General features: G+C 62.8%; 15 protein-coding genes and 5 tRNA genes. 8 read left to right on the forward strand and 12 right to left on the reverse strand.

Annotated elements, in window-relative coordinates; all coding sequences use genetic code 11:
- Positions 1-148 precede the first annotated feature (148 nt).
- The 4 genes from NH396_RS05900 to ugpB form a co-directional block, all read right to left on the reverse strand.
- Complete coding sequence (locus NH396_RS05900) at positions 149-1,264, reverse strand: sn-glycerol-3-phosphate import ATP-binding protein UgpC (protein ID WP_253062246.1); 1,116 nt, start codon at positions 1,262-1,264, stop codon at positions 149-151.
- 98 nt (positions 1,265-1,362) lie between these two features.
- Positions 1,363-2,208 (reverse strand): sn-glycerol-3-phosphate ABC transporter permease UgpE, encoded by an 846-nt coding sequence (gene ugpE / locus NH396_RS05905; protein WP_175090578.1) that lies wholly within the window; start codon positions 2,206-2,208, stop codon positions 1,363-1,365.
- Positions 2,208-3,083, reverse strand: a complete 876-nt coding sequence (ugpA, locus tag NH396_RS05910) for a sn-glycerol-3-phosphate ABC transporter permease UgpA (RefSeq protein ID WP_175090577.1) — start codon at positions 3,081-3,083, stop codon at positions 2,208-2,210. Before ugpA ends, ugpE begins: the two co-directional genes overlap by 1 nt.
- Before the next feature lie 200 nt (positions 3,084-3,283).
- Complete coding sequence (gene ugpB / locus NH396_RS05915; protein WP_176676254.1) at positions 3,284-4,654, reverse strand: sn-glycerol-3-phosphate ABC transporter substrate-binding protein UgpB; 1,371 nt, start codon at positions 4,652-4,654, stop codon at positions 3,284-3,286.
- A 340-nt stretch (positions 4,655-4,994) separates the two neighbouring features.
- Between ugpB and NH396_RS05920 the strand changes: the two genes are divergently transcribed.
- Entirely contained in the window at positions 4,995-5,582 is a 588-nt protein-coding gene (locus NH396_RS05920) for a hypothetical protein (protein ID WP_176676255.1), read from the forward strand.
- 128 nt (positions 5,583-5,710) lie between these two features.
- On the opposite strand, the gene NH396_RS05925 is transcribed toward NH396_RS05920, so the two are convergent.
- The 4 genes from NH396_RS05925 to betI form a co-directional block, all read right to left on the reverse strand.
- A complete protein-coding gene (locus tag NH396_RS05925) occupies positions 5,711-8,179 on the reverse strand; it encodes an acyl-CoA dehydrogenase (RefSeq protein ID WP_176676256.1) in 2,469 nt (822 codons plus the stop codon).
- Between the two features lie 432 nt (positions 8,180-8,611).
- On the reverse strand, positions 8,612-10,327 hold the full coding sequence (gene betA / locus NH396_RS05930; protein WP_176676257.1) for a choline dehydrogenase: 1,716 nt from the start codon (positions 10,325-10,327) through the stop codon (positions 8,612-8,614).
- A gap of 336 nt (positions 10,328-10,663) precedes the next feature.
- On the reverse strand, positions 10,664-12,145 hold the full coding sequence (betB, locus tag NH396_RS05935; protein ID WP_176676258.1) for a betaine-aldehyde dehydrogenase: 1,482 nt from the start codon (positions 12,143-12,145) through the stop codon (positions 10,664-10,666).
- Complete coding sequence (betI, locus tag NH396_RS05940; protein ID WP_176676259.1) at positions 12,138-12,794, reverse strand: transcriptional regulator BetI; 657 nt, start codon at positions 12,792-12,794, stop codon at positions 12,138-12,140. The genes betB and betI overlap by 8 nt, the downstream gene beginning before the upstream one ends.
- Positions 12,795-13,275: 481 nt before the next feature.
- On the opposite strand from betI, the gene NH396_RS05945 reads away from it, so the two are divergent.
- The 5 genes from NH396_RS05945 (at position 13,276) to NH396_RS05965 (ending at position 14,912) form a co-directional block, all read left to right on the forward strand.
- Entirely contained in the window at positions 13,276-14,172 is an 897-nt protein-coding gene (locus NH396_RS05945; protein ID WP_253062738.1) for a choline ABC transporter substrate-binding protein, read from the forward strand.
- Positions 14,173-14,258: 86 nt separating this feature from the next.
- Positions 14,259-14,335 (forward strand) — tRNA-Met (locus tag NH396_RS05950).
- A gap of 174 nt (positions 14,336-14,509) precedes the next feature.
- A tRNA-Asn gene (locus NH396_RS05955) sits at positions 14,510-14,585 on the forward strand.
- 78 nt (positions 14,586-14,663) lie between these two features.
- Positions 14,664-14,739: transfer RNA gene (locus NH396_RS05960), tRNA-Asn, on the forward strand.
- 97 nt (positions 14,740-14,836) lie between these two features.
- Positions 14,837-14,912, forward strand: a tRNA-Asn gene (locus tag NH396_RS05965).
- Positions 14,913-15,378: 466 nt separating this feature from the next.
- Here the strand turns inward: NH396_RS05965 and NH396_RS05970 are convergent.
- Complete coding sequence (locus NH396_RS05970; protein ID WP_176676261.1) at positions 15,379-17,487, reverse strand: carboxy terminal-processing peptidase; 2,109 nt, start codon at positions 17,485-17,487, stop codon at positions 15,379-15,381.
- Positions 17,488-17,780: 293 nt separating this feature from the next.
- On the opposite strand from NH396_RS05970, the gene NH396_RS05975 reads away from it, so the two are divergent.
- On the forward strand, positions 17,781-19,109 hold the full coding sequence (locus NH396_RS05975) for a M18 family aminopeptidase (protein WP_176676262.1): 1,329 nt from the start codon (positions 17,781-17,783) through the stop codon (positions 19,107-19,109).
- 230 nt (positions 19,110-19,339) lie between these two features.
- Here NH396_RS05975 and NH396_RS05980 read toward each other — a convergent pair.
- Positions 19,340-19,416 (reverse strand) — tRNA-Met (locus NH396_RS05980).
- 81 nt (positions 19,417-19,497) lie between these two features.
- Positions 19,498-20,832, reverse strand: a complete 1,335-nt coding sequence (locus NH396_RS05985; RefSeq protein WP_176676263.1) for a D-amino acid dehydrogenase — start codon at positions 20,830-20,832, stop codon at positions 19,498-19,500.
- A gap of 182 nt (positions 20,833-21,014) precedes the next feature.
- On the opposite strand from NH396_RS05985, the gene NH396_RS05990 reads away from it, so the two are divergent.
- Entirely contained in the window at positions 21,015-21,965 is a 951-nt protein-coding gene (locus NH396_RS05990) for a LysR substrate-binding domain-containing protein (protein WP_176676264.1), read from the forward strand.
- Positions 21,966-22,150: 185 nt separating this feature from the next.
- On the opposite strand, the gene ychF is transcribed toward NH396_RS05990, so the two are convergent.
- Positions 22,151-23,242 (reverse strand): redox-regulated ATPase YchF, encoded by a 1,092-nt coding sequence (gene ychF, locus NH396_RS05995; RefSeq protein WP_175088361.1) that lies wholly within the window; start codon positions 23,240-23,242, stop codon positions 22,151-22,153.
- Positions 23,243-23,263: the final 21 nt, after the last annotated feature.

Here is a 23,263-nt window from a genome sequence, read left to right on the forward strand (position 1 = left end):
ACGGGACACTGAGGCACAGGCGCGAGACTGATCAGGGCAGGTCCCAAGCATTACCATCCAATGATGACGTTATCAGGGCAAGGGGGTCAGTTGGCCCGCGACGGGATGGCCGCGCCTGCTTGATGACAGCGCTTCACGACGACAGCGGTCATTCGATGGCCGCTGTCGCCTGCTCGCGGGTTGCCAGCCGCTTGCCATCGGCGCCGAACAGGTGGGCGCGCGCCGGAAGGATGGCCAGGCGCAGCGTCTGTTCTTCCGTGACGGCGTGCTCGCCATCCAGTCTCACTACCAGCGGCTCGCTCTGGCCATGCAGTCGGCAGTACGCGAGGGTGTCGGCGCCCAGCGGTTCGACCAGCTCGATGTGCGCCTCAAGCTCCGCGGCCCCTGCGGGCAGGGCATCGCCTGTCTCCAGCATCTGCAGGTGCTCGGGGCGAACGCCGAGGGTCAGCTCATCCCCCATGGTCAGGCCTTCGCCCCGCAGGGCGATGGTTGCGCCACACGGCAGTACGAGGCCTGTCTGTACCTGGGTGGCGCTCAGGAAGTTCATCGCCGGGGAACCGATGAAGCCGGCGACGAACTGACTGGCGGGCTGATCATAGAGCGCCATCGGCGTGCCGAACTGCTCGACATGGCCGCCGTTCATCACCACCAGGCGGTCCGCCAGGGTCATGGCTTCGGTCTGATCATGGGTCACGTAGATGGAAGTGACCTTGAGGCGCTTCTGCAGGCGGCGGATCTCGAGACGCATCTGCACGCGCAGCTTGGCGTCCAGATTCGAGAGTGGCTCATCGAACAGGAAGACCTGCGGCTTGCGCACGATGGCGCGCCCCATGGCGACACGTTGACGCTGGCCGCCGGAGAGCTGCTTGGGGCGGCGGTCGAGCAGTGCGGTCAGGCCCAGCAGTTCGGCGGCCTCGCTGACGCGCTGCTGGATCTCGTCCTTGGGCGTGCGCCGATTCCTGAGGCCGTAGGCCATGTTGTCGAACACGCTCATGTGCGGGTAGAGAGCGTAGTTCTGGAACACCATCGCGATATCGCGCTCGGCGGGTTCCAGGTCATTGACGCGTTGGCCGTTGATCTCCAGATCGCCCTCGGAGATGTCTTCCAGGCCTGCCAGGGTGCGCAGCAGGGTCGACTTGCCACAGCCGGACGGGCCGACGATGACGATCAATTCGCCTTCGCCGAACGCCAGATCGATGCCATGCAGGGCCTTGTAACCATTGGGGTACTGCTTCTTGAGCTGCTTGAGCGCCAGTGTTGCCATGAGTCGTGTATCCAGAGCGGTGGCGTGACGGGCAAGTCTGCCCATCACGGCGTAACGGAATCAGGGGCGGGCGAGGTGTCGCAGGTCGGAGCGCGAGATCACTTCTCGCTGTCCACCAGGCCCTTGATGAAGTAGCGCTGCATGAACAGGATCACCAGCACCGGTGGGCCCATGGCCAGCAGCGTGGTGGCGGTGACGTCCTGCCACGGCACCAGACCATCACCGGTGGTCAGCATGCGCTTGAGGCTGACGACGATGGTCAGGTAATCGGCATCGGTCGTGATCAACAGCGGCCACAGATACTGATTCCAGCCGTAGATGAACATGATCACGAACAGCGCCGCGATGTTGGTCTTCGACAGCGGCAGCAGGATGTCCTTGAGAAAGCGCCACGGCCCGGCGCCATCGATGCGCGCGGCCTCGACCAGTTCCGCCGGAATGGTCAGGTAGAACTGACGCAGCAGGAAGGTCGCGGTGGCGCTGGCGATCAGCGGCAGGATCAGGCCGGCGTAGCTGTCCAGCATGTTGAGGTCGGCCACTACCTTGAAAGTCGGCAGGATGCGCACCTCCACCGGCAGCATCAGGGTGATGAAGATCAGCCAGAAGCACAGCTTGCGGAAGCGGAACTCGAAGAACACGATCGCGTAGGCGGCCAGCACCGAGATGATGATCTTGCCGATGGCGATGCCCAGTGCCATCAGCATCGAGTTGAACAGCAGAGTCATCACGTCGGCGCCAAGACTGCTGACCGGGTCTGCCAGCAGATGACGGTAGTTGTCCAGGCCAGCCTCGCCGATCCAGACGGGGGCGACATTGGAATAGAGGTCACCCATCTCGTGGGTGCTGGCGCTGAAGGCGATCCAGACCGGCAGGAAGAACACTGCGCAGCCGACGATCAGCAGGGCATGGCTTGCGATATCAAGCCCGGGACGGTTGTAGCGCATCAGTACTGCACCTTCTTCTCGACATATCTGAACTGGATCAGCGTCAGCACGCCGACGATGACCATCAACAGCACGGATTGGGCAGCACTCGAACCCAGGTCCTGCCCGACGAAACCATCTTCATAGACCTTGTAGACCAGGGTGCGCGTCGAGCCGGCCGGGCCGCCCTGGGTGGTGGCATCGATGGTGCCGAAGGTCTCGAAGAAGGCGTAGACCACGTTCATCACCAGCAGGAAGAAGCTGGTCGGCGAGAGCAGCGGGAAGGTGATGGTCCAGAAGCGCCGCCAGGGGCCGGCGCGATCCATCGCGGCCGCTTCCAGCAGACTCTTGGGAATCGCCTGGAGACCGGCGAGGAAGAACACGAAGTTGTAGCTCATCTGCTTCCAGATCGAGGCCAGCACCACCAGCAACATGGCCTGATCGCCATTGAGCTTGTGGTTCCAGTCGATGCCGATGGCGGACAGCAGCTCCGGCAGGATGCCCAGCGTCGGGTCGAACAGGAACAGCCACAACACCCCGGCAACGGCGGGTGCCACGGCGTAGGGCCAGATCAGCAGGGTCTTGTAGGCATGTGCGCCGCGCAGTACGCGGTCCGCCAGCACGGCCAGTCCCAGCGCCAGTGCCATGGCACCGAAGGCCACCGCAAAGGAGAAATAGGTGGTCGTCCATAGTGTCGTGAGGTATTCAGGCTCGCTCAGCACGCTGACGAAGTTGCTCAGGCCGGTGAATTCCCGCGAGAGACCGAAGGCATCCTCGACATAGAAGGCCTGTTCGATGGCCTGGTAGGCCGGCCAGAAGAAGAACACGCCAACGATCAGCAGCTGGGGGGCCAGCAGTATCCAGGGCGTGATGGGGTGTCGATTGAAATGGGCCATGCAGCAGGGGTCTCGCAAGCAAGGAGGGGCTGGGTGGTGCCGTCGGTAGCACGGAGTCGGCAAGTCTCGGCCGTTCCTGCACCATCACGCCGTGAGAGAAGGGAAAGGACACCGGATGTCGGATGCGCTTTCCGCTCTCTGGCGATAGAGAATGGCGGGAGGGCGAGCCCGGCATGGGCCCGCCCCCGGTGTGGCGATGATCAGCCGTTGGCGCGTTCGAACTTCTCGAGCAGCGAATCACCACGCTTGACGGCGTTGTCCAGGCCGTCCTGCACGCTTTCCTTGCCGGAGAAGATCTTCTCCAGCTCTTCATTGATCACGTCACGAATCTGCACCATGTTGCCCAGGCGCAGCCCCTTGGAGTTCTCGGTCGGCGTCGCGGAGGTCATCTGGGTGATGGCGACGTCGGTACCCGGGTTCTCGGCGTAGAAGCCCTGTTCGCGCGTCAGCTCTGCCGCGGCAGTGGTGATCGGCAGATAGCCGGTGAACTGGTGCCAGTCGGCCTGCACTTCAGGCTTTGAGAGGTACTGGAAGAACTTGGCGACACCCTGGTACTCCTCATCGCTGTGACCGGACAGTACCCACAGCGACGCGCCGCCGATGATGGAGTTCTGTGGCGTTTCGATCACGTCGCTGTCATAGGGCAGTGGTGCGACGCCGAACTCGAAGCCCTTGGCGCTTTCCTTGACGCCGGCATAGCTGGCGGAAGAGCCCATCATCATCGCGCACTCGCCGGAGTAGAACTTGGGCGCCGCATCATCGAAGCGACCGCCGAACACGAAGCGCTTGTCGGCCTGCCAGTCATCGAGACGCTGGATGTGATCGACCACGGCGGTCGTGTTGAATTCAAGGCGGGTATCAGTGCCGGCGAAGCCATTGGCCTGGCTGGCGAAGGGCACGTCGTTGCGCGCCGAGAAGTTCTCGAGCATCACCCAGGACGGCCAGGTGGTGGTCAGACCACAGCTGGCGGCGCCGGAATCGACGACCTTCTTGAGCGCAGCGCCCATTTCCTGCCAGGTCTGCGGGAGGGACTCGACGCCCGCCTCGGCCAGCACGTCCTTGTTGTAGTAGGTCACCGGCGTCGAGGAGTTGAACGGCATCGACAGCATCTTGCCGTCGGTATCGGTGTAATAGCCGGTGACGGCAGACAGGTAGGCGTTAGGGTCGAAGGCGGTGCCTTCCTGCGGCGCGAAGTCTGCCATCAGCTGATACACCGGGACGATCGCGCCCTTGGCGCTCATCATGGTGGCGGTGCCGACCTCGAAGATCTGCACGATGTCCGGGCCCTTGCCGGCGCGGAAGGCGGCGATGGCGGAGGTCATGGTCTCGGAGTAGTTGCCCTTGAAGACCGGCTTGACGACGTAGTCGTCCTGGCTTGCATTGAAGTCGGCCGCGATCTCGTCGACCTTCTTGCCGAGCCCGCCCCCCATGGCGTGCCACCATTCCACCTCGGTGGCGGCGAGGGCGCTGGCGGAGGCGGAGGCGAAACCGATGGCCAGCGCGAGGCTGGCGAGGCGACGAGTCGCGGTGGCAGTCGTGCGGGTGCTTGCATGATGAGTCGGGCGGCGCATGGTCAAACTCCTGAGAGGTTCCCCTGGCCAGCTTCCGCACAAAGAAGAAGGACGCTGGCCGCTGACGATCGATGGCGACGATCAAGTGAACATTTTCTTGTTCTTTTGATGATCGTCCGAAAAGCGTAGACGACTCTATAGCGCCCGCTTTACAACTTTGTGACAGGAAGATGTTCATTCGAGCGAGGCTGAACTTGTGACTGAGCAGCCGCCGTGTGGCGCCGCCAGCTCGGCTCGGGCTGGCAAGCGAGGCGCCGGGGGTAACTCAAGGCCGAAATAAGCGGCCGGCGAGCGAGTGTGCTAGTCTTGCGCGCTGAAAATGCCTGTGGCGGAGAACGCGATGAAAGTGGTTGAAGTGAGTGCCGGTGCCCGACGTGATGCCTGTCTGGCGATGCTGTGCGCCGAAGTCCATGGCCGCGAAGGGGGTCTGGATGCGCTGGTGAGTTACGCCGGCGTGCGTGGGGTGTGGTTCGAGAATGAGATGGCGCGCCTGTTCGCGCTGGTCGACGATGCCGAGCGCATCCACTCTGCCGCGCTGCTGGTACTCGACGAGAACGCACGTGGCCTGAATCTGGCGCTGTGGGCGACGCCGACGGTGCATCGCGGTCACGACCACGGCATCGCGCTGGTCTCCCAGCTGGCCGATCACGGTCGCCTGCAGGTACGCATCACCGACAGTTCACTGGTCAGTGTGCTGCGTCGCGCCGGCATCAACGACTGGCTGGAGGCTGAGGCCGAAGGCGATCAGCCGCGCGAGCTGGTCGGCATGAATCCGGCGGCGCGTGTCGGCAATCTGGCAGCCCTCGACGCGCCGCTGCGCCTGGATCGCGAGCGCATCAAGCGCTCCTTCAAGGCGCGCCCGAAGGACTTCGAGGCCTACAAGAACGCCTTCGTGCGTGACCTGGAGCACTTCGCGCGTCATATCTGAGGATGAGATGACGCACGCGAATGGCATGCTCTGCCAAGACAAAGGCCCCGCTCATTGAGCGGGGCCTTTGTGGTTCTGCGATCAGTGATCAGTTCGAGCGTCGATCACGTGGGCGTCGCCAGTAGTGATCAGGCGGCGTCCTGCTGCGGGTTGGAGGCGGTGCCGTCACTCGCCATCGGCTTGCGCACGAAGGCGTCGAATTCGAAGTGGTCGACGGTCAGCATGTCGAGCACCTCGGCTTCGAAGACGCGCATGAAGTCGCCATCCTCTGCTGACAGGATGCCTGCCTCGACCGCCGCTTCGATACGTGCTTCCGGTGACAGGGCATCGGCCGGAATCTCGCCTTTGTGGTAGGCCTTGGCCAGCGCCTTGTAGATCGGCTCGGCGCGCGGATAGTCCTTGAGCAGCGCGTTGTAGCGGGCGAGGGCGTTGTCCTGCTGGCCTTCGTCCTGGGCGTCCCAAGTGTTGTCGGTCAGCTTGGCACGCAGTGCAGTGTCGGTGGAAACGGCACGGGCGACCTCGCGGGTCAGGCTGTCCCTGGGCATGGCGAACTGACGGCCACGCGGCAGGGCGATCACGCGCAGGGCAGTGCCCAGCGCACGGTTGGGCAGGTTGGCGAACAGCTCATCCAGTGCCTTTTCCGCGCGGTGCAGCAGCCACTGCATGCTGTAGTGGAACAGCGCCTCTTCGTGTTCGCAGGCCTCGGATTCGTGCCACTGCTTGAGCGTCAGTGACGCCAGGTAGAGGTTGGAGAGCACGTCGCCCAGGCGTGCCGACAGCATCTCGCGCGCCTTGAGGCTGGAGCCGAGGCTTGCCATGGCTGCATCGGCGGACAGCGAGAAGGCGGCGCTGAAGCGGTTGATGTGGCTGGTGTAGGGCGTGGCGATGGCGTCGAAGCCGGTGGCCTTGCCGCCGATGCCGAAGCTCTGGGTGAAGGCGCGTGCCGCGTTGCCGAAGATCAGGCCTGCATGGCGGAAGAAGGCCTTGTCGAAGGCGTTCAGGTCATCGGCGTCCTTGGCGGCCAGCTCTTCCAGCACGTAAGGATGGCAGCGGATCGCGCCCTGACCGAAGATCATCAGGTTGCGGGTCATGATGTTGGCGCCTTCCACCGTGATCGAGACCGGAGTGCCAGCGTAGGCCACGCCGATGTAGTTGCGCGGGCCAAGCGTCACGCCGCGTCCGCCGTGGATATCCATGCCATCGGCCAGCAGCGAGCGAGCCATCTCGGTCAGCTGACTCTTGAGGATGGCGGAAGGCACCGCCGGCTTGTGGCCGTTGTCGATCATGTTGGCGGTGTGCAGCACGGACGCCTGGCTGATGTAGTTCATCGCGGCCATGCGCGCCAGGGGCTCCTGAACGCCTTCCATCTCGGCCACCGGCAGATTGAACTGACGGCGGATGCGCGCAAAGCCGGCACTCCAGCCCAGCGCGTAGCGCGAGATGCCCGCAGAGCCGGACGGCAGGGTGATGCAGCGACCCACCGACAGACACTCGACCAGCATCTTCCAGCCCTGGCCGGCCATCTGCTCGCCACCGATCAGGTAGCTGAGCGGAATGAAGACATCCTTGCCGAAGATCGGGCCATTCATGAACGGCGCGCCGATCGGGTGGTGACGACGACCGATGTCCATGCCGTCGGTGTCACGCGGAATCAGGGCACAGGTGATGCCGATGTCTTCCACGTCACCCAGCAGGTGCTCGGGGTCGAACATGCGGAAGGCCAGGCCGACCACGGTGGCGACCGGCGCCAGGGTGATCCAGCGCTTCTCGAAGTTCAGGCGAATACCGACGACTTCCTCGCCATCATGCATGCCGCGACACACGATGCCGGTGTCCGGGATGGAAGTCGCATCACTGCCGGCACGCGGGCCGGTCAGACCGAAACACGGGATCTCGCGGCCATCGGCCAGACGCGGCAGGTAATAGTTCTTCTGTTCTTCGCTGCCGTACTTGAGCAGCAGCTCGCCCGGGCCGAGGGAGTTGGGCACGCCGACGGTGACCATCAGTGTCTCGTTGACCGAGAGTTTCTGCAGTACCAGTGACTGGGCCTTGGCCGAGAAGCCCAGGCCGCCATATTCCTTGGGAATGATCATGCCGAAGAACTTCTCGCGCTTGAGAAACTCCCACAGCGCTTCGGGCAGATCGGCACGCTCACGCGCGATCTCCCAGCTGTTGGTCATGCCGCAGGCGACAGAGCATTGATCGTCGATGAAGGCCTGCTCTTCGCTGGAGATGCCGTCGTTGCGCTGTGCGGTCAGGGTGTTCCACTGCGGCTTGCCGGAAAAGAGCTCGGCGTCCCAGAACACGGTGCCGGCTTCCAACGCCACCTTCTCGGTGTCCGAGACCTTGGGGGAGACCTTCTTGAACATCGCGAACAGACGCGGGCTGAGCCACTTGCTGCGCAGGGCCGGCAGGCCACATACCGCGACCAGTGCCGCGCCGATCAGCAGCAGGCAACCCAGCACCGGCGCGTCGACCGCCAGGCCGACGATGCCGATGATGGCGAGAACGCCGATGGCCGCGAGGGCCCCGGCTTCGCGTGCCATGACGGCCAACAGACCGGCAATGGCGACAAGGATGAGGATGAGCTGCGTCATGGCAGGATCTCCGGGTGGCGAGGGATGGTGTCTTTGCATGGTGTTACTACAGCGTAGCAGCCATGCGTTTAGAACGGTTGTTTGAATTGTCTTCAGCCTATCCCATGTTGCTCGACCCTGCAGTACGTCCAAGGTCTAAGGTGTGCGGATTCGTTCTCGAAAAGGACAGCCGCCCGGGGCAGGCAGTCGGAGAGCGCAAGACCGGGATGAGTGGCTGCTTCTGACAGGCATGAAAAAGGCCCCGCAATGCGGGGCCTTGGACGATCGATAGCGCTTGCGTGCGTGAGGCCAGACTACCTGTCGCAGGCGTTGACTCGCACGGATTCTGGCGTTGATCAGTGCTTGGTCATCGACCTGAACTCAGTCATTGATCGGTGCTCAGTCATTGATCGGTGCTCAGTCATTGATCGGTGCTCAGTCATTGATCAATGCTCAGCCATTGATCGGCGCGGAATCGATCTGGCGCTTGGCGGGCTGTTTGGCCGGTGTGCCCGGCTCGACCACGAAGTAATCGGCGTCGGACGGCGGCAGCGGCGCGCGGCCACGAATCTTGTCGGCCATCTTCTCGGCCAGCATGATCGTCGGCGCGTTCAGGTTGCCGGTGGGGATGACCGGGAACAGCGAGGCATCGACGACGCGCAGGTTGTCTAGGCCATGTACGCGACCGGCACCATCGACCACGGAGGTCTCGTCACTGCCCATGCGGCAGCTGCCACACGGGTGGTAGGCAGTCTCGGCATGGTTGCGCACGTACTCGTCGAGCTGCTCGTCTGTCTGGACATCAGCACCCGGCGCCAGTTCGCGGCCACGGTAATCATCCAGTGCCGGCTGAGCGATGATCTCGCGAGTCAGGCGAATGGCGGCGCGGAACTCTTCCCAGTCCCGCTCCTCGGCCATGTAGTTGAAGAAGATCGAGGGCGCGGCCTTGGGGTCGAGAGAGGTCAGTCGGACACGACCCTTGCTCTGGGAGCGCATGGAACCGACGTGTGCCTGGAAGCCGTGGCCCTGCACCGCGCTCTTGCCGTTGTAGCTGATCGCGATCGGCAGGAAGTGATACTGCAGGTTCGGCCAGGCTTCGTTGTCATCGCTGCGAATGAAGCCGGCGGCCTCGAACTGGTTGCTGGCACCCACACCAGTCCCCTTGAGCATCCACTCCAGGCCGATGGGCGGCTGGTTGTACCACTTGAGGGACGGGTAGAGCGAGATCGGCTTGGTGCACTCGTACTGGATGTAGAGCTCGAGGTGATCCTGCAGGTTCTCGCCCACGCCCGGCAGGTGGTGCACCATCTTCACGCCCAGCGGCTCGAGATGTTCACGGTTGCCGACGCCTGAGCGCTGCAGGATCTGCGGCGAGGCGATGGCGCCGGCGCACAGCAGCACTTCCTTGCGCGCACGCACGCGGTGGTCCTTGCCCTTGCGCTCGTACTTCACACCGACCGCCGTCTTGCCTTCAAACAGGATGACGTCGGTGGTGGCGCGCGTCTCGATGGTCACGTTGGGGCGCTTCTTGGCGGTATCCAGATAGCCGCGCGCGGTGGAGGCACGACGGCCTTCCCTAGTCACGAAGCGGTCCATCGGGCCGAAGCCCTCCTGCTGGTAGCCGTTGACGTCTTCGGTGGCCGGGTAGCCCGCCTCGATGCCTGCCGCGATGAAGGCATGATAGAGCTCGTTGTTGCCCTGCTTGGGCGTGGTGACAGACACCGGGCCGTCGCCGCCATGGTAGTCATTCGGGCCGATATCGCGTGTCTCGCACTTGCGGAAGTAGGGCAGACACTCACGATAGTTCCAGTCGGCCAGAATGGGGTCCTTGGCCCAGTTGTCGTAATCCAGCGCATTGCCGCGGATGTAGCACATGCCATTGATCAACGAGGAGCCACCCAGACCCTTGCCGCGGCCACATTCCATGCGACGGTTGTTCATGTGCGGCTCGGGATCGGTCTTGAAATCCCAGTTGTAGCGCTGACCCTGCAGCGGGTAGGCCAGGGCGGCGGGCATCTGGGTACGGAAGTCGAAGCGGTGGTCGCGGCCACCGGCTTCCAGCAACAGCACGCTGACGTCGGAATCTTCGCTCAGGCGGGTGGCCAGCACGTTGCCGGCACTGCCGGCACCGATGATGACGTAGTCGTATTCACGCTCGAATTGGCTCATGAAATCTCCTTTCGTATCAGATGCCACATGCGGGCGCAGGACGCCCCGTCGACGACGAGGGGTGGCCACTGCCGGGCGGATGGATACGGTGATGTGTCTGTGAAGAGTCGTCGGGGCACCGCATGACAGCAAGCTGCCATCGGGGGCTCAACGACTCATCGGGATTCGGGCACTGCGCGCGGCGCTGGCGAGCGACGCGGCGTGCAGCCGGCATGGCGAGTGTTCGACATGCCGGCAGGTGGGGCATCTGGCGCTTGGCCCGGTCTTGAGTTCCGGTACTTCAGCCTCTGGCGCCAGAGGGTGCTGCTGTCATCAGGCCTTATGGCCAGTGCTGGCTCAGAAGGCGGACTCGAACGGGCCCATCTCGATCAGCACGGACTTGGTCTGGGTGTAATGAGACAGCGTCTCGACACCGTTCTCGCGACCGATACCGGACTGCTTGTAGCCGCCGACCGGCATTTCGGACGGCGACTCGCCCCAGGTGTTGACCCAGCAGATGCCGGCTTCGAGCTGATGAATCACGCGATGCGCACGGTTCAGGCTCTCGGTGAACAGGCCAGCCGCCAGGCCATAGGTGGTGTCGTTGGCGCGACGGATGACTTCCTCTTCGCTGTCGAAGGACAGGATGGACATCACCGGACCGAAGATCTCTTCCTGCACGATGCGCATGTCATCGCTGCAGTCGGTGTAGACGGTCGGTGCGACCCAGGCGCCCTTGGCGAAGTCGCCTTCGCTCATGCGCTCACCGCCGACCAGCAGACGTGCGCCGTCCTGCTTGGCGATTTCCAGATAGGAGACGACCTTGTCCAGGTGCTCGAAGCTGACCAGTGGGCCGAAGGTGGTGGCGCGGTCCTGCGGGTCGCCGGCCTTGATGCGCGCGACTCGCTCGACGATCTTCGCCTCGAATGCCTCCTTGACGCTGGCTTCGACGAACACGCGGGTGCCGTTGGTGCACACCTGACCGGAGCTGTAGAAGTTGGCCATCATGGCGCCGTCGGCGGCACGGTCGAGATCGGAATCGGCGAACACCAGCAGCGGGGACTTGCCGCCCAGCTCCATGGTGACTTCCTTGAGGCTGGAAGAGGCGGACGCGGACATGACCTTCTTGCCGGTGCCGGCTTCCCCGGTGAAGGAGATCTTGGCGATATCCGGGTGCTCGGTGAGCATAACGCCGACGCGGGCATCGCCCTGCACGACGTTGAACACGCCGTCGGGCAGGCCGGCTTCGGTGAAGATCTCGGCCAGCTTCAGTGCGCTCAGCGGCGTGACTTCGCTGGGCTTGAAGACCATGGCGTTGCCGGCGGCGAGAGCCGGGGCAGACTTCCAGCAGGCGATCTGGATCGGGTAGTTCCAGGCACCGATGGCGCCGATGACGCCCAGCGGCTCCTTGCGGGTATAGACGAAGGCTTCCTGACGCAGCGGCGCCTGGCTGCCTTCGATGGCCGGCGCGAGGCCCGCGTAGTACTCGAGTGCATCGGCACCGGTGACGATGTCGACCGCTTCGGTCTCGGACAGCGGCTTGCCGGTGTCCAGCGTCTCGAGCAGTGCCAGTTCGTCGTTGCGCTCGCGCAGCAGATCGACGGCGCGACGCAGGATGCGTGAACGCTCCATGCCGGTCATCGCGGCCCACACCTTCTGCCCCTGCAGGGCGCTTTCGACGGCGGTATCGACGTCGGCACCGCTGGCCTGCTGGATCTCGGCGATGACTTCGCCGGTGGCCGGGTTGACGGTCTCGAAGGTCTCGCCGGAGGTAGCCTCGACCCGACGGCCACCGATGTAGAGGGTCTGGGTCGGGAAGCTTGCGTTGCCGTTAGCCATGCGTGCGCTCCTTTCTGGGTTCAGGGGAAGTGGGGGAGTCTGTCGCGTTCAGGGATGCTGTCATGTGACGTGTCAGCTGGTAGTCAGCATATTCGTAGGCGAGGCGGCGTGCGCGCTCGACATCGAGGCCGGTCGGGTCCAGCGTACCGCGCAACCACAGGCCGTCGATCAAGGCGGCCAGTCCGGCCGCGGCATCACGTGCCTCGTTCAGCGGCATGCAGCGGCGGAACAGGGCACACAGATTGGAGATCAGCCGCCTGTCGTTGACCCGCTGCAGGCGTTCCAGCGGAATGCGGTGCATGCTGGAGGCCCAGAAGGCCAGCCAGGTCTTGGACACGCTCTGACTGACCTGGCTGCGATCAAAGTTGCCGTCGATCACCGCACGCAAATGGCTGCGGACGTCATCATCTGCCAGTGCGGCGCGACGCTCACTGACGGCGCTGCGCAGGTCAGTGAGAATCTGGCGCATGGTGGCTTCCATCAAGCCATCCTTGCCGCCGAAATAGTGGCTGATGATGCCGGTGGACACACCTGCGTGACGGGCGATACGGGCCACGGTCGCATCGGCGAGTCCTGCCTCATCGATGGCTTGCATGGTGGCCTGGATCAACTGGCGGCGGCGGATAGGTTCCATTCCCACTTTGGGCATCAACGGAGTCCTTTTCGTATATCGGGTCGGTGTGACACTGGGTGTGGCCATGGTACTGGATCATCACCGGTTTGCCGCGAGCGCTGCACCATGCTGTCGTGTGCAAAGTTTTTATTGAACGTTCAATTAACAAAAAGTGTAGAGGCTGGTTCTCGATGCGTCAAGTTGAGGTAGGGCGGGGCAGCCAGGGGGCTGTCAACAGGCAGTCCGGGAGGGCATCAAAGGGGAGGCGGGCGAGGAATCGAGGTCAGGTGGCGGTCAGCGGCAGGCGGGCGTGAAAGATAGTGGGTTGGCGAGGCCGGTTGGTAAAAGCGCTACAGTGCGGTAGAACATGGAGGGGCAGCATGTCGATCTCAATGTAGGTTGAACGTTGCGCCGATGGTCGAGAGTTGACTGACAACGAACAATAAAACAAGGGGTTAGCATGAAACGATCACCTGGTAAGGTGCTGTTGGCATTGGGCGTCATCGCCGTGCCGGTCATGGCGAATCAGGCCCAGGCCGCCGTGACGGAAGAATGTCGCACGGTACGTTTCGCCGAAGTCGGCTGGACGGACATCACGGCTACCACCGCCCTGACGCGTGCCGTGCTGGAAGGGCTGGGCTATGAGACGACCTCTGACACCATCTCGGTGCCGATCGCCTATGCCGGCATGAAAAATGATGACTTCGACGTCTTCCTGGGTAACTGGATGCCCTCGATGGCCTCCATCAGTGACCCCTACATCGACAAGGGGCAGGTCGATCGCCCGCGCGCCAATCTCCAGGGCGCGAAATACACCCTGGCGGTGCCGCAGTATGTGCTGGATGCCGGCGTGACCTCGGTGGCGGACCTTGCCGACAATCTCGAGAAGTTCGACGGTCGCATCTACGGGATAGAGGCGGGTAACGACGGCAACATGATCATTGCCGACATGATCGATGACGACGCCTTCGGCATGGGCGAGTTCGAGATGATCGACTCCTCGGAAGCTGGCATGCTGGCGGAAGTGAAGTCGAAGATTGCCGCCGAGGAGTGGGTCGTGTTCCTCGGCTGGGAACCGCACCCGATGAATACCCGCTTCGAGATGGGCTATCTGGAAGGGGCCGATGATTACTTCGGGCCGAATCTGGGCGGTGCGACGGTGTATACCAACACCCGCGCGGGCTACAGCGAAGCATGCACCAACGTCGGGGCCCTGCTTGCCAATCTCGAGTTCACTCTGGAGATGGAAAATCAGTTGATGGGTGACATCATGGATGGCGGCGAAGACCCGGATGACGCGGCGGCCAGTTGGCTCAAGCAGAACCCGCAGGTGCTGGAGGCCTGGCTCGAGGGAGTCGAGACCGTGGAGGGCCAGCCTGGCCTTGCCGCGGTGAAGACATCGCTGGGGATCTGATCGGCCCGTCGGGCTCGTCTGTTGAGCTTTTGATAAAAAGTGCTTGCAATTCAGCAGCCTGACCTGCAATATACGCCTCGTCGTGTGGCTACATAGCTCAGCTGGTTAGAGCACATCACTCATAATGATGGGGTCCCCTGTTCAAATCAGGGTGTAGCCACCAGTGATTCCAAGGCCTGCATCCGTGCGGGCCTTGTCACATCTGGATGTCGCTTCGTGCGCTTTCGGAGGTGGATCCGGCAGGAGGAATCCAGCGAGTTCTGCGGTGGTCTGAATGGCCGAAGGTGGTTGACGCCACTGAGTATTTCCGTATAATTCGTCGCGTGTTCAAGGTTGTTCCTCGATAGCTCAGTTGGTAGAGCAAATGACTGTTAATCATTGGGTCACAGGTTCGAGTCCTGTTCGAGGAGCCAATAGCACATGCAGCATGCTTGAAATGTCAGCCTGATAGCATCCATGATGATGTCACTGACAGATGAATTTCCGGTCGTTCCTCGATAGCTCAGTTGGTAGAGCAAATGACTGTTAATCATTGGGTCACAGGTTCGAGTCCTGTTCGAGGAGCCAATCCAAGGCTTCCTGCCAATGCCGGAAATGACGCTGATAGATGAGTTCCTCGTCGTCAGCTTCGATATCGCCCTGATATCGATCGATATTTTGTTGTTCCTCGATAGCTCAGTTGGTAGAGCAAATGACTGTTAATCATTGGGTCACAGGTTCGAGTCCTGTTCGAGGAGCCAATATCACTTCCCTGCTTCCCCTCGTGTTCTCTGCTGGTGGCATCATCGCTGCCTGAGCTTTGCTTGTTGCTTTGCGCTTGAGCTCTGTTCGTAATCCTGGCTTGTCAGCCCTGCTCATCAATCCGTTCCTGCTCCTCCACCTGTCAGGTGTCTCGTGCTTTCTGCCTCGAGCGTGCTCTCGCGTCGCCAGCCGTCTGCTGTCGTTCTCTGCGCGCCTCTGCCTGACGTTGTGATGCTGGCCATTGTGTTTCTGCTGCTGCGTTTTCTGTCCTGTCGTTGCTTCGTATGTGTTGCTGCCTGTGCGTTGTTGTGCGCGCGTTGCTGCCTCGAGTGACCATCATGCTGCGTGCCACAGACTGTCTTTGTGGCATGAAAAAAGCCCCTGCGCTCGGTTTTGCATGAGAGCAGGGGCCTTGGCGGTCGACCAGCTTCGTCAAACGCGGTTCATGGTGCGAGTCACGAAAGTCTAGCGATCACCGGTGAGGTGGGCGTAGTCGAGCAGGATCTCGGCACTTTCCTGAAGCTGGGCCTGATCGATCGGGTCCTTGGCTTGCTTGTCGCTGCTGCCTTCTTCGATATCGGCTTCCTGCTGCGGGTCGCTCTCGGGGGAAGAGATGTGGTCGCTGGCGGCATCGAGTTCGGCAAAGCTTGTCAGTGGCTCGAGGTTGAGGGCGCGACGGCGCTTGTTTTCCAGTGCCAGCTGCTCGGCTTCCTGGGCATCCATCTCGCGTTTGCGCTGCTCACGATTGAGGCTGATGCTGGTCTGCTGCGCGCGCAATGCCTTTGACAGCGCGACTTCGCTCTTCAGGTAACTGAAGTTGGGCTCTTGCTCGACTCGGCTCTGGTGGCGGGCGCGCAAAGCGGCCAGATAGCGTGCCGGATCACCGTAGCGGCGATACTTCACCGGGCGTACCTGGTCCCAGGGCAGCGCGTAGTCGAGGCTGGATTCGCCGATCTCCTGCGGGTCGATGACGCTGGGGAAGGCGATGTCCGGCTTGACGCCCTTGTTCTGGGTCGAGTCGCCGGAGATGCGATAGAACTTGGCGCGGGTCAGCTTGATCTCGCCTTCGCTCAGCGAGGAGATGGTCTGCACCGTGCCCTTGCCGAAGGTCTGGCTGCCGAGCACCAAGCCACGACCGTAATCCTGGATCGCGCCAGCGAAGATCTCGGATGCCGAGGCGGAGAGGCGGTTGACCAGTACGGTCAGCGGGCCGTCATAGTGGGTGCCGGCATCGGTATCGCCATAGAGGCTGATGCGGCCGCGAGCGTCACGCACCTGCACGGTGGGGCCGCGATCGATGAACAGTCCGATCATCGAATTGGCTTCCTGCAGTGCGCCGCCGCCGTTGTTGCGCAGGTCGAGAATGATACCTTCCACCTGCTTGGCCTTGAGTTCGTCGATCAGGCGCGCCACGTCGCGGGTGGTGCTGCGGTAGTCGTCTTCGCCGGCCTGCCAAGCATCGAAGTCGACATAGAAGGCGGGCACATGGATGACGCCGATGCGGTGGGTGCCATCATCGCGCTTGACGTCGACGACCTTGGCGTTGGCGGCCTGGTCCTCGAGCTTGACGGTATCGCGGGTGATGTCCAGTTCACGCGTCTTGGTGACATCCAGCGACTGTGCCGGAATCACTTCCAGGCGCACCACGGAGCCCTTGGGGCCACGGATCAGGTCCACGACATCATCCAGGCGCATGCCGACCACGTTGGTCCACTCGCTGTCGCCCTGACCCTGGCCGACGGCCACGATGCGGTCGGCCGGCTTGAGCTCGCCATCCTTCTCGGCAGGGCCGCCAGGCACGAGGCTCGAGACCTTGACGTATTCACCTTCGGATTGCAGCAGGGCGCCGATGCCATCCAGCGACAGCTTCATCTGGATATCGAAGGATTCGCCCTGGCGCGGCGAGAAGTATTCACTGTGCGGGTCGATGCTTCCGGTCACGGCATGCATCACCAGCGTCAGGATATCTTCATCGTTGGTCTGCTTGATGCGCTTGAGCTGGTTGGAATAACGCTCGTTGAGCGTCTTGGCGATCTCGTCATCGCTCTTGTCGGACAGCGACATCGACAGCCAGGCATTCTTGAGGCGCTTGCGCCACAGCTCGTCGAGCTCCTGCTCGCTATCGGCCCACGGGCTGTCCTTGCGGTCCAGCGCCAGGCGATCATCGTTGTCGAAATCGAAGCTCGGTTTGGCATCCAGTGTCTTCACCAGCCAGGTGAGGCGTGCGGTGAGGCGTTGCTGATAGCGATCGTAGAGTCCATAGAGGCGCTCGAGGTCACCATCGACCATGGCGTCGTCGAAATCATGACGCAGGTCGCTGAACTCGCTGATGTCCGCATCCAGCAGATAGGCTTTCTGAGGGTCGAGAGTCTTGAGGTATTGCGTGAAGGCGCGGTTGGCCCAGTGGTCATCCAGGGTCACATCTTCGTAATGCCCATAGCGCAAAGACTCGGCAACTTCGCGAGCAGCCTGTGCATCGGCGTCAGTAGGGGTGACCGCGGCACTGGCAGGGCCGGCCATGGCAAGACACAGGGCAACGAATGCCGTGCGCCGGACGTTTGCGAACAGGCTCATCAATGAAGCACTCCCGATTCATGTACACTCTGCTCCCTGAACGACCTCCCCGCAGGAGGTCGAGCGGGCATTGTAGCAGTCTCACGCACCATACACAGTTGTCTGGCGTTGATGCGTTGGGGTTGTGAAAACTCTGTCAGCGCAGGGCTTTGGCTGGCATGCCGCGCTTTTGGGCGCCCCGCTGAGCGGTGACTGGATGGCAGTCATGTCATCGAAGGGTCGTCACAGGTTTTCCCCATCATGTTTCTTCTTATACAGTGCCTTGCCTATATCTTCGAGGACCAGACGCCATCATGACTCATGCGATTGCGGATTCCCGCGTTCCTGCACTGCTCGACTTCCTGTCTTCTTCTCCCACACCGTGGCACGCGACGGCTTCCATGGCGCAGCGTCTTGAACAGGCGGGCTATCGTCGCCTCAGCGAGATGTCTTCCTGGCAGCTGGTGCCCGGTGAGCGTGCCTATGTCACGCGCAATGATTCCTCGTTGATCGCCTTTCAGCTCCCGAAGGATGATACGTCGCTGAGCTCACTTCGGATGATCGGTGCGCACACCGATTCGCCCTGTCTGCGCCTGAAGCCCAATCCGGCACAGGCCAGTCAGGGCTGGTTGACGTTGGGCGTCGAGACCTATGGCGGCGTGTTGCTGAGCACCTGGTTCGATCGCGATCTGGGGCTTGCAGGCCGTGTTCAGGTGCGGCATGCGGACGGTCGTCGCGAGACGCTGCTGCTGACGGTCATGCGTCCGTTCGCCTGCGTGCCGAGCCTGGCGATCCATTTGGATCGTGACGTCAACAGCGGGCGTGCCATCAATGCCCAGACCCAGATGTCAGCCGTGGTCATGCAGCTGGGGGACGAGGCCGGGACGCCCGCGGAGGCCTTCAATATGATGTTGATCGATCTGATCGAGGAGCAGCACGGCGTGCGGGTCGCGGATGTCGTTGACTTCGAGCTGGGGCTGCATGACCTGCAGCCGGCGGCGCAGTCGGGGCTGAAGGGTGAGTTGATCACCAGTGCCCGCCTCGACAATCTGCTGTCCTGCTACGTCGGTCTCGAGGCGCTGCTGGAGGCCGATGGCAGTCAGGGGGCGCTGTTCGTCACCACCGATCATGAAGAGGTCGGCAGTGCCAGCGCCTGTGGTGCCCAGGGGCCTTTCCTGGCCGATGTGCTCAAGCGCATCAATCACTATGTCGGCTTGGACAGCGAAGAAGGCTATCAGTGCCTCGTGCAGCGCTCCTTGATGATTTCTTGCGATAATGCTCACGCCGTGCACCCCAATTTTGCGGACAAGCATGATGCGGGGCATGGGCCGAAGTTGAATGCCGGGCCGGTCATCAAGGTCAATGCCAATCAGCGTTACGCCACCAACAGCACCACGGCCGGGCTGTTCCGCGAGATGTGTCGTGAGCAGGATGTGCCGGTGCAGACCTTCGTCAGTCGTGCCGACATGGGCTGTGGCAGCACCATCGGGCCGATCACCGCCAGTGAGGTGGGGGTGCCGACCCTGGATGTGGGGCTGCCGCAGTGGGGCATGCACTCGATTCGTGAGACATCCGGCAGTGCCGATGTCGCCATGTTGATCAAGGTGCTGGTAGCCTTCTGCAATCGCGAGCAGGTGGACTGAGTCGAGCCGGAGTGTGCTGAGAGAGCAGGCGCGGAGTGTAAGAAGACAAGCTCGGAAAAAGGGCGGCCTGCGGGTCGCCCTTTTTGATGTCTGTGATCTGGCTCGAGGACAGCGGCGCAGGGTGCTGGATGCGCGAGCGGAGTGCGATCAAGGTCCGATCAAGTTTTGGCGCAGATCGCGCACAACGAAAAAGGCCTGACTGCAAGCAGTCAGGCCTTTCGAATCCTGGTTGGTGGCTACACCCTGATTTGAACAGGGGACCCCATCATTATGAGTGATGTGCTCTAACCAGCTGAGCTATGTAGCCGTCCAACGGAGGCGAATATTACGGATTGCTCGTGATGTTGTCAATGCATTAGCGCGAAAAAGTGGCAGGGAATTCATCGGGCTAGCGTCCAGGCCGCGCAGCGAGGGCATCAGATAGGCTGTCGGAGAAAGTGCCGGGGAGAGCCTCTCGCGAGATGGCGCGTGCGATGAGGTCGCCACTGGCGCAGGACAGCGTGAAGCCCAGACTGCCATGGCCGACGTTCAGCCACAGATTGTCAGGGCTGTTCGCTTGCCGGGGACGGCCGAGGATCGGCGGCCCCTTGGGCGTACTGGGGCGCAGTCCGGCCCAAGGAGTGGCCTGCGCGAAATCGCCGGCTTCGGGGAAGGTATCGCTGGCCAGCTTGCGCAGGGCGGCAATGCGCTGCTCATTCAGTTCGGGGTGAAAGCTGTCGCGTTCCCGCTGGCCGATATCCACCATCGCCGCGACGCGCAGCTGGCGTGATGCCGATGACTCCAGATCGGCGTAGACCACCTTGCGTGCCGAATCGGTGACGCTGATGCGTGGCGCGGCCGTCTCGGGGGTGTCAGCTGCCAGTGGCAGGGTGAGGCTATAGCCCTTGAGCGGCTGCAGGGCCAGGCGGATACCCAGGGGGTGTACCAGCTCGGCGGCATGATTGCCGGCCGCGATGACGACCTCTTCGACGGTATGGCGTTCTCGGCGGCCATCAAGGTGTCTGAGCTCGAGTTGCTCGATGCGGCCGTCGCGTGCGGTCAGCGGGGCGACGCGCGTATTGGCGATGCGCGTGTAGCGCCCGGAGGCCCGCAGCTTGCGTTCCAGCGCCTGGCAGAAGGCATGGCAATCCGCCGTCTCGTCCGAGGCGCTGAAGATGCCGCCCGACAGATGGGCTTGCTGGTGGGAAAGTGAGGGCTCCAGCGCGATGCATTGGCGTGCATCGAGTACCTGTTGGTCCTGCGGGGCGACGCGCGCGGCTGCCGCCTTGTCGAGCGCTTCGGGATCACGATGGATCACCAGCTTGCCGCGCTGCTGCCAGGCGAAGTCGCCGAGCGCATCATGAGTGCGCCACTCCGTCATCACCTGCTGGCTGTGCAGAGCCAGCGAGAGCATCTGCGCTGCACTGGCCTGATGCGTGCGGTGATTGCAGGCGGCCACAAATCGGGCCATCCAGCGCCATTGTGCGGGTTCCAGATTCGGGCGCAGTTTCAGCGGTGCCTCGTTGCCTGCCAGCAGCCACTTGATGGCCTGGCGGGGCACGCCGCTATCGGCCAGTGGTGCCACATAGCGATAGCTCAGCTGGCCGCCATTGGCGCGACTGGTCTCGCTGGCCACCTCGGCATGGGCATCGATCAGGGTCACACAGTGGCCGGCGCGCGCCAGAGCATGGGCACTGGCGAGGCCGATCACGCCGCCTCCGATGACAGTCACATGGCGTTGCATGCTGGGCTCCCGGGTCGTGAAGGTCGTGTTTCGTTGTGCTTGAGCTTGCCGGTCGCTTGCGTGAGTGACGAATGAAAAGGATGTGCCGCGTCATAACCCGAGGTTATGGGGTAACCTGATGCACAGGCGCTCAAGTGCGCCCTCAAGTTGGCCCTCTAGACAACCGGACAGGAAGATTGCGCATGCGGCTCAGGGACCTGGAGATCTTTCACGCCGTCCTGCAGGCGGGCAGCGTGACCGGCGCGGCGAGGTTGCTGCATATCTCCCAGCCGGCGGCGAGCAAGGCGCTGCAGCAGGTCGAGCGCCAATGGGGCATCACGCTGTTCACGCGTAGTGCAGGGCAGCTTCATCCCACCGAGGAGGCGCGCAAGCTGGAAGCGGCCAGCCAGGGAATGCTCGGTCAGCTGGACGATGTGAGGCGGCTGGTCGATGGCTTGCGTGAGGGCGAGGCACGCACGCTCAAGGTGGTGGCGACGCCTGCCATCGCCCAGCAATTGCTGCCGCAGGCGCTGGGGCAGTGGCGCCGGCGTCAGCCGCGAGTCAGCTGTGAGCTGGCGACCCAGCATACCCGCGAGATCGTCGATGCCCTGTTGCTGCATGAGGTCGATATCGCCTTTACGCTGAGTGCGCCGACGCATCCTGCACTGATGACGCGTCCGCTGGTGCGCATGCCGCTACTGGTGCTCGCGCCTGAAGGGTATTGGGCACAGGACTGTCAGCAGACGCCGATGACGGTGGCGGAGCTGGCCGGTCAGCGCCTGATCGCGCTGGGGGCGCACGATCCGCTGGCGCGGCGACTCGATGGTTTGCTGGCGAGCGTGGCGCAGGAAGCTTCAAGTACTTTGCCATCTTCGCCGCGTATCGTGACGCGGGTGCAGACCTATCCCCTGGCGGCGTCGCTGGTTCAGGCGGGGGAGGGGCTGGCGGTGGTCGATGCACTCACGGCGCATGCCGCCACCACGGAGCGCAGCTTGAGCGCACGTCAGCTGCCCCAGGCGGGTGAGCTGGTGCTGAGTGCCGTGTGGCGACGCGAGGCGGGGCGTTCGCGGTTGGCCCAGTCGCTGGCAGATCAGCTCGCCAGACAGGCCGCGCAGTGGCTGCAGGTGCCGCTGGCAGAGCCCTCTACGGTCTGAGCCCTTCGCTGGTTGAGCCCTCCGCTGGTTGATATCTTCACGCCTTGATCGGCGCCCCTGATTGAACAGTTTTCCGCACCACAACGCAGAACGGCCCTGACCTCGTGAGAGATCAGGGCCGTTCTGTCAGGACAGGCTGTCAGGGCGTCAGCTGGGCCCGGGCGTCGCCGGGCGCCGATGAGCCATCAGACATTGAAGCGGTAGTGCACCACGTCGCCATCCTTGAGGATGTAGTCCTTGCCTTCCAGGCGCCACTTGCCGGCATCCTTGGCGCCTTGCTCACCCTTGTAGGCGATGAAGTCGTCATAGGAGATGACTTCGGCTCGGATGAAGCCTTTCTGGAAGTCGGTGTGGATCACACCAGCGCCTTCCGGTGCAGTAGCGCCGATCTTGACGGTCCAGGCACGCACTTCCTTCACGCCAGCGGTGAAGTAGGTCTGCAGACCCAGCAGCTCGTAACCGGCGCGGATGACGCGGTCCAGGCCCGGCTCTTCCATGCCCAGTTCGTCGAGGAACATCTCGCGCTCTTCCTCGTCCAGCTCGGCGATCTCGGCTTCGATCTTGTTGCACACCGGCACGACGCTGGCGCCTTCGTTGGCGGCAATGCCGCGCACGATATCGAGGTAGGGATTGTTCTCGAAGCCTTCCTCGCTGACGTTGGCGATGTACATGGTCGGCTTGAGGGTCAGGAAGCCGAAGCCGCGCACGATCTTCAGGTCGTCATCGCTGAGGCCGAAGCTGCGCAGCGGCTGGCCTTCGGCCAGGTGCGGCTGGATGCGTTCCAGCACGGCCTTGGTGGCGATGGCTTCCTTGTCGCCGCCCTTGGCGACACGGGTCAGACGCTGGATGCTGCGCTCGACGCTGTCGAGATCGGCCAGGGCCAGCTCGATGTTGATGGTCTCGATGTCGGCGGCCGGGTCGACGTGGTTGGCGACGTGGATGACGTTGTCATCCTCGAAGCAACGCACCACGTGCGCGATGGCGTCGGTCTCACGGATGTTGGCCAGGAATTTGTTGCCCAGACCTTCGCCCTTGGAGGCACCCGCGACCAGACCCGCGATGTCGACGAATTCCATGGTGGTCGGAATCACCTTCTCCGGCTTGACGATCTCGGCCAGCGCGTTCAGGCGAGGGTCAGGCATCGGCACGATACCGGTGTTCGGCTCGATGGTGCAGAAGGGGAAGTTCTCGGCGTCAATGCCAGACTTGGTCAGTGCATTGAAGAGAGTGGACTTGCCGACGTTCGGCAGGCCGACGATGCCGCAATTGAAACCCATGGCGCTAGATCCTGGTGTGAC

This window comes from Cobetia sp. Dlab-2-AX (genome assembly GCF_024124625.1).
Taxonomy (GTDB): Bacteria; Pseudomonadota; Gammaproteobacteria; order Pseudomonadales; family Halomonadaceae; genus Cobetia.

Coding starts and splice junctions, on each gene's coding strand:
- ugpB (WP_176676254.1), bottom strand. CDS start 4,654: ATGCGCCGCCCGACTCATCATGCAAGCACCCGCACGACTGCCACCGCG.
- NH396_RS05985 (WP_176676263.1), bottom strand. CDS start 20,832: ATGCAACGCCATGTGACTGTCATCGGAGGCGGCGTGATCGGCCTCGCC.
- betA (WP_176676257.1), bottom strand. CDS start 10,327: ATGAGCCAATTCGAGCGTGAATACGACTACGTCATCATCGGTGCCGGC.
- NH396_RS05925 (WP_176676256.1), bottom strand. CDS start 8,179: ATGACGCAGCTCATCCTCATCCTTGTCGCCATTGCCGGTCTGTTGGCC.
- betI (WP_176676259.1), bottom strand. CDS start 12,794: ATGCCCAAAGTGGGAATGGAACCTATCCGCCGCCGCCAGTTGATCCAG.
- NH396_RS05975 (WP_176676262.1), top strand. CDS start 17,781: ATGACTCATGCGATTGCGGATTCCCGCGTTCCTGCACTGCTCGACTTC.
- ugpE (WP_175090578.1), bottom strand. CDS start 2,208: ATGCGCTACAACCGTCCCGGGCTTGATATCGCAAGCCATGCCCTGCTG.
- NH396_RS05945 (WP_253062738.1), top strand. CDS start 13,276: ATGGCGAATCAGGCCCAGGCCGCCGTGACGGAAGAATGTCGCACGGTA.
- NH396_RS05900 (WP_253062246.1), bottom strand. CDS start 1,264: ATGGCAACACTGGCGCTCAAGCAGCTCAAGAAGCAGTACCCCAATGGT.
- NH396_RS05970 (WP_176676261.1), bottom strand. CDS start 17,487: ATGAGCCTGTTCGCAAACGTCCGGCGCACGGCATTCGTTGCCCTGTGT.
- ychF (WP_175088361.1), bottom strand. CDS start 23,242: ATGGGTTTCAATTGCGGCATCGTCGGCCTGCCGAACGTCGGCAAGTCC.
- NH396_RS05920 (WP_176676255.1), top strand. CDS start 4,995: ATGAAAGTGGTTGAAGTGAGTGCCGGTGCCCGACGTGATGCCTGTCTG.
- NH396_RS05990 (WP_176676264.1), top strand. CDS start 21,015: ATGCGGCTCAGGGACCTGGAGATCTTTCACGCCGTCCTGCAGGCGGGC.
- ugpA (WP_175090577.1), bottom strand. CDS start 3,083: ATGGCCCATTTCAATCGACACCCCATCACGCCCTGGATACTGCTGGCC.
- betB (WP_176676258.1), bottom strand. CDS start 12,145: ATGGCTAACGGCAACGCAAGCTTCCCGACCCAGACCCTCTACATCGGT.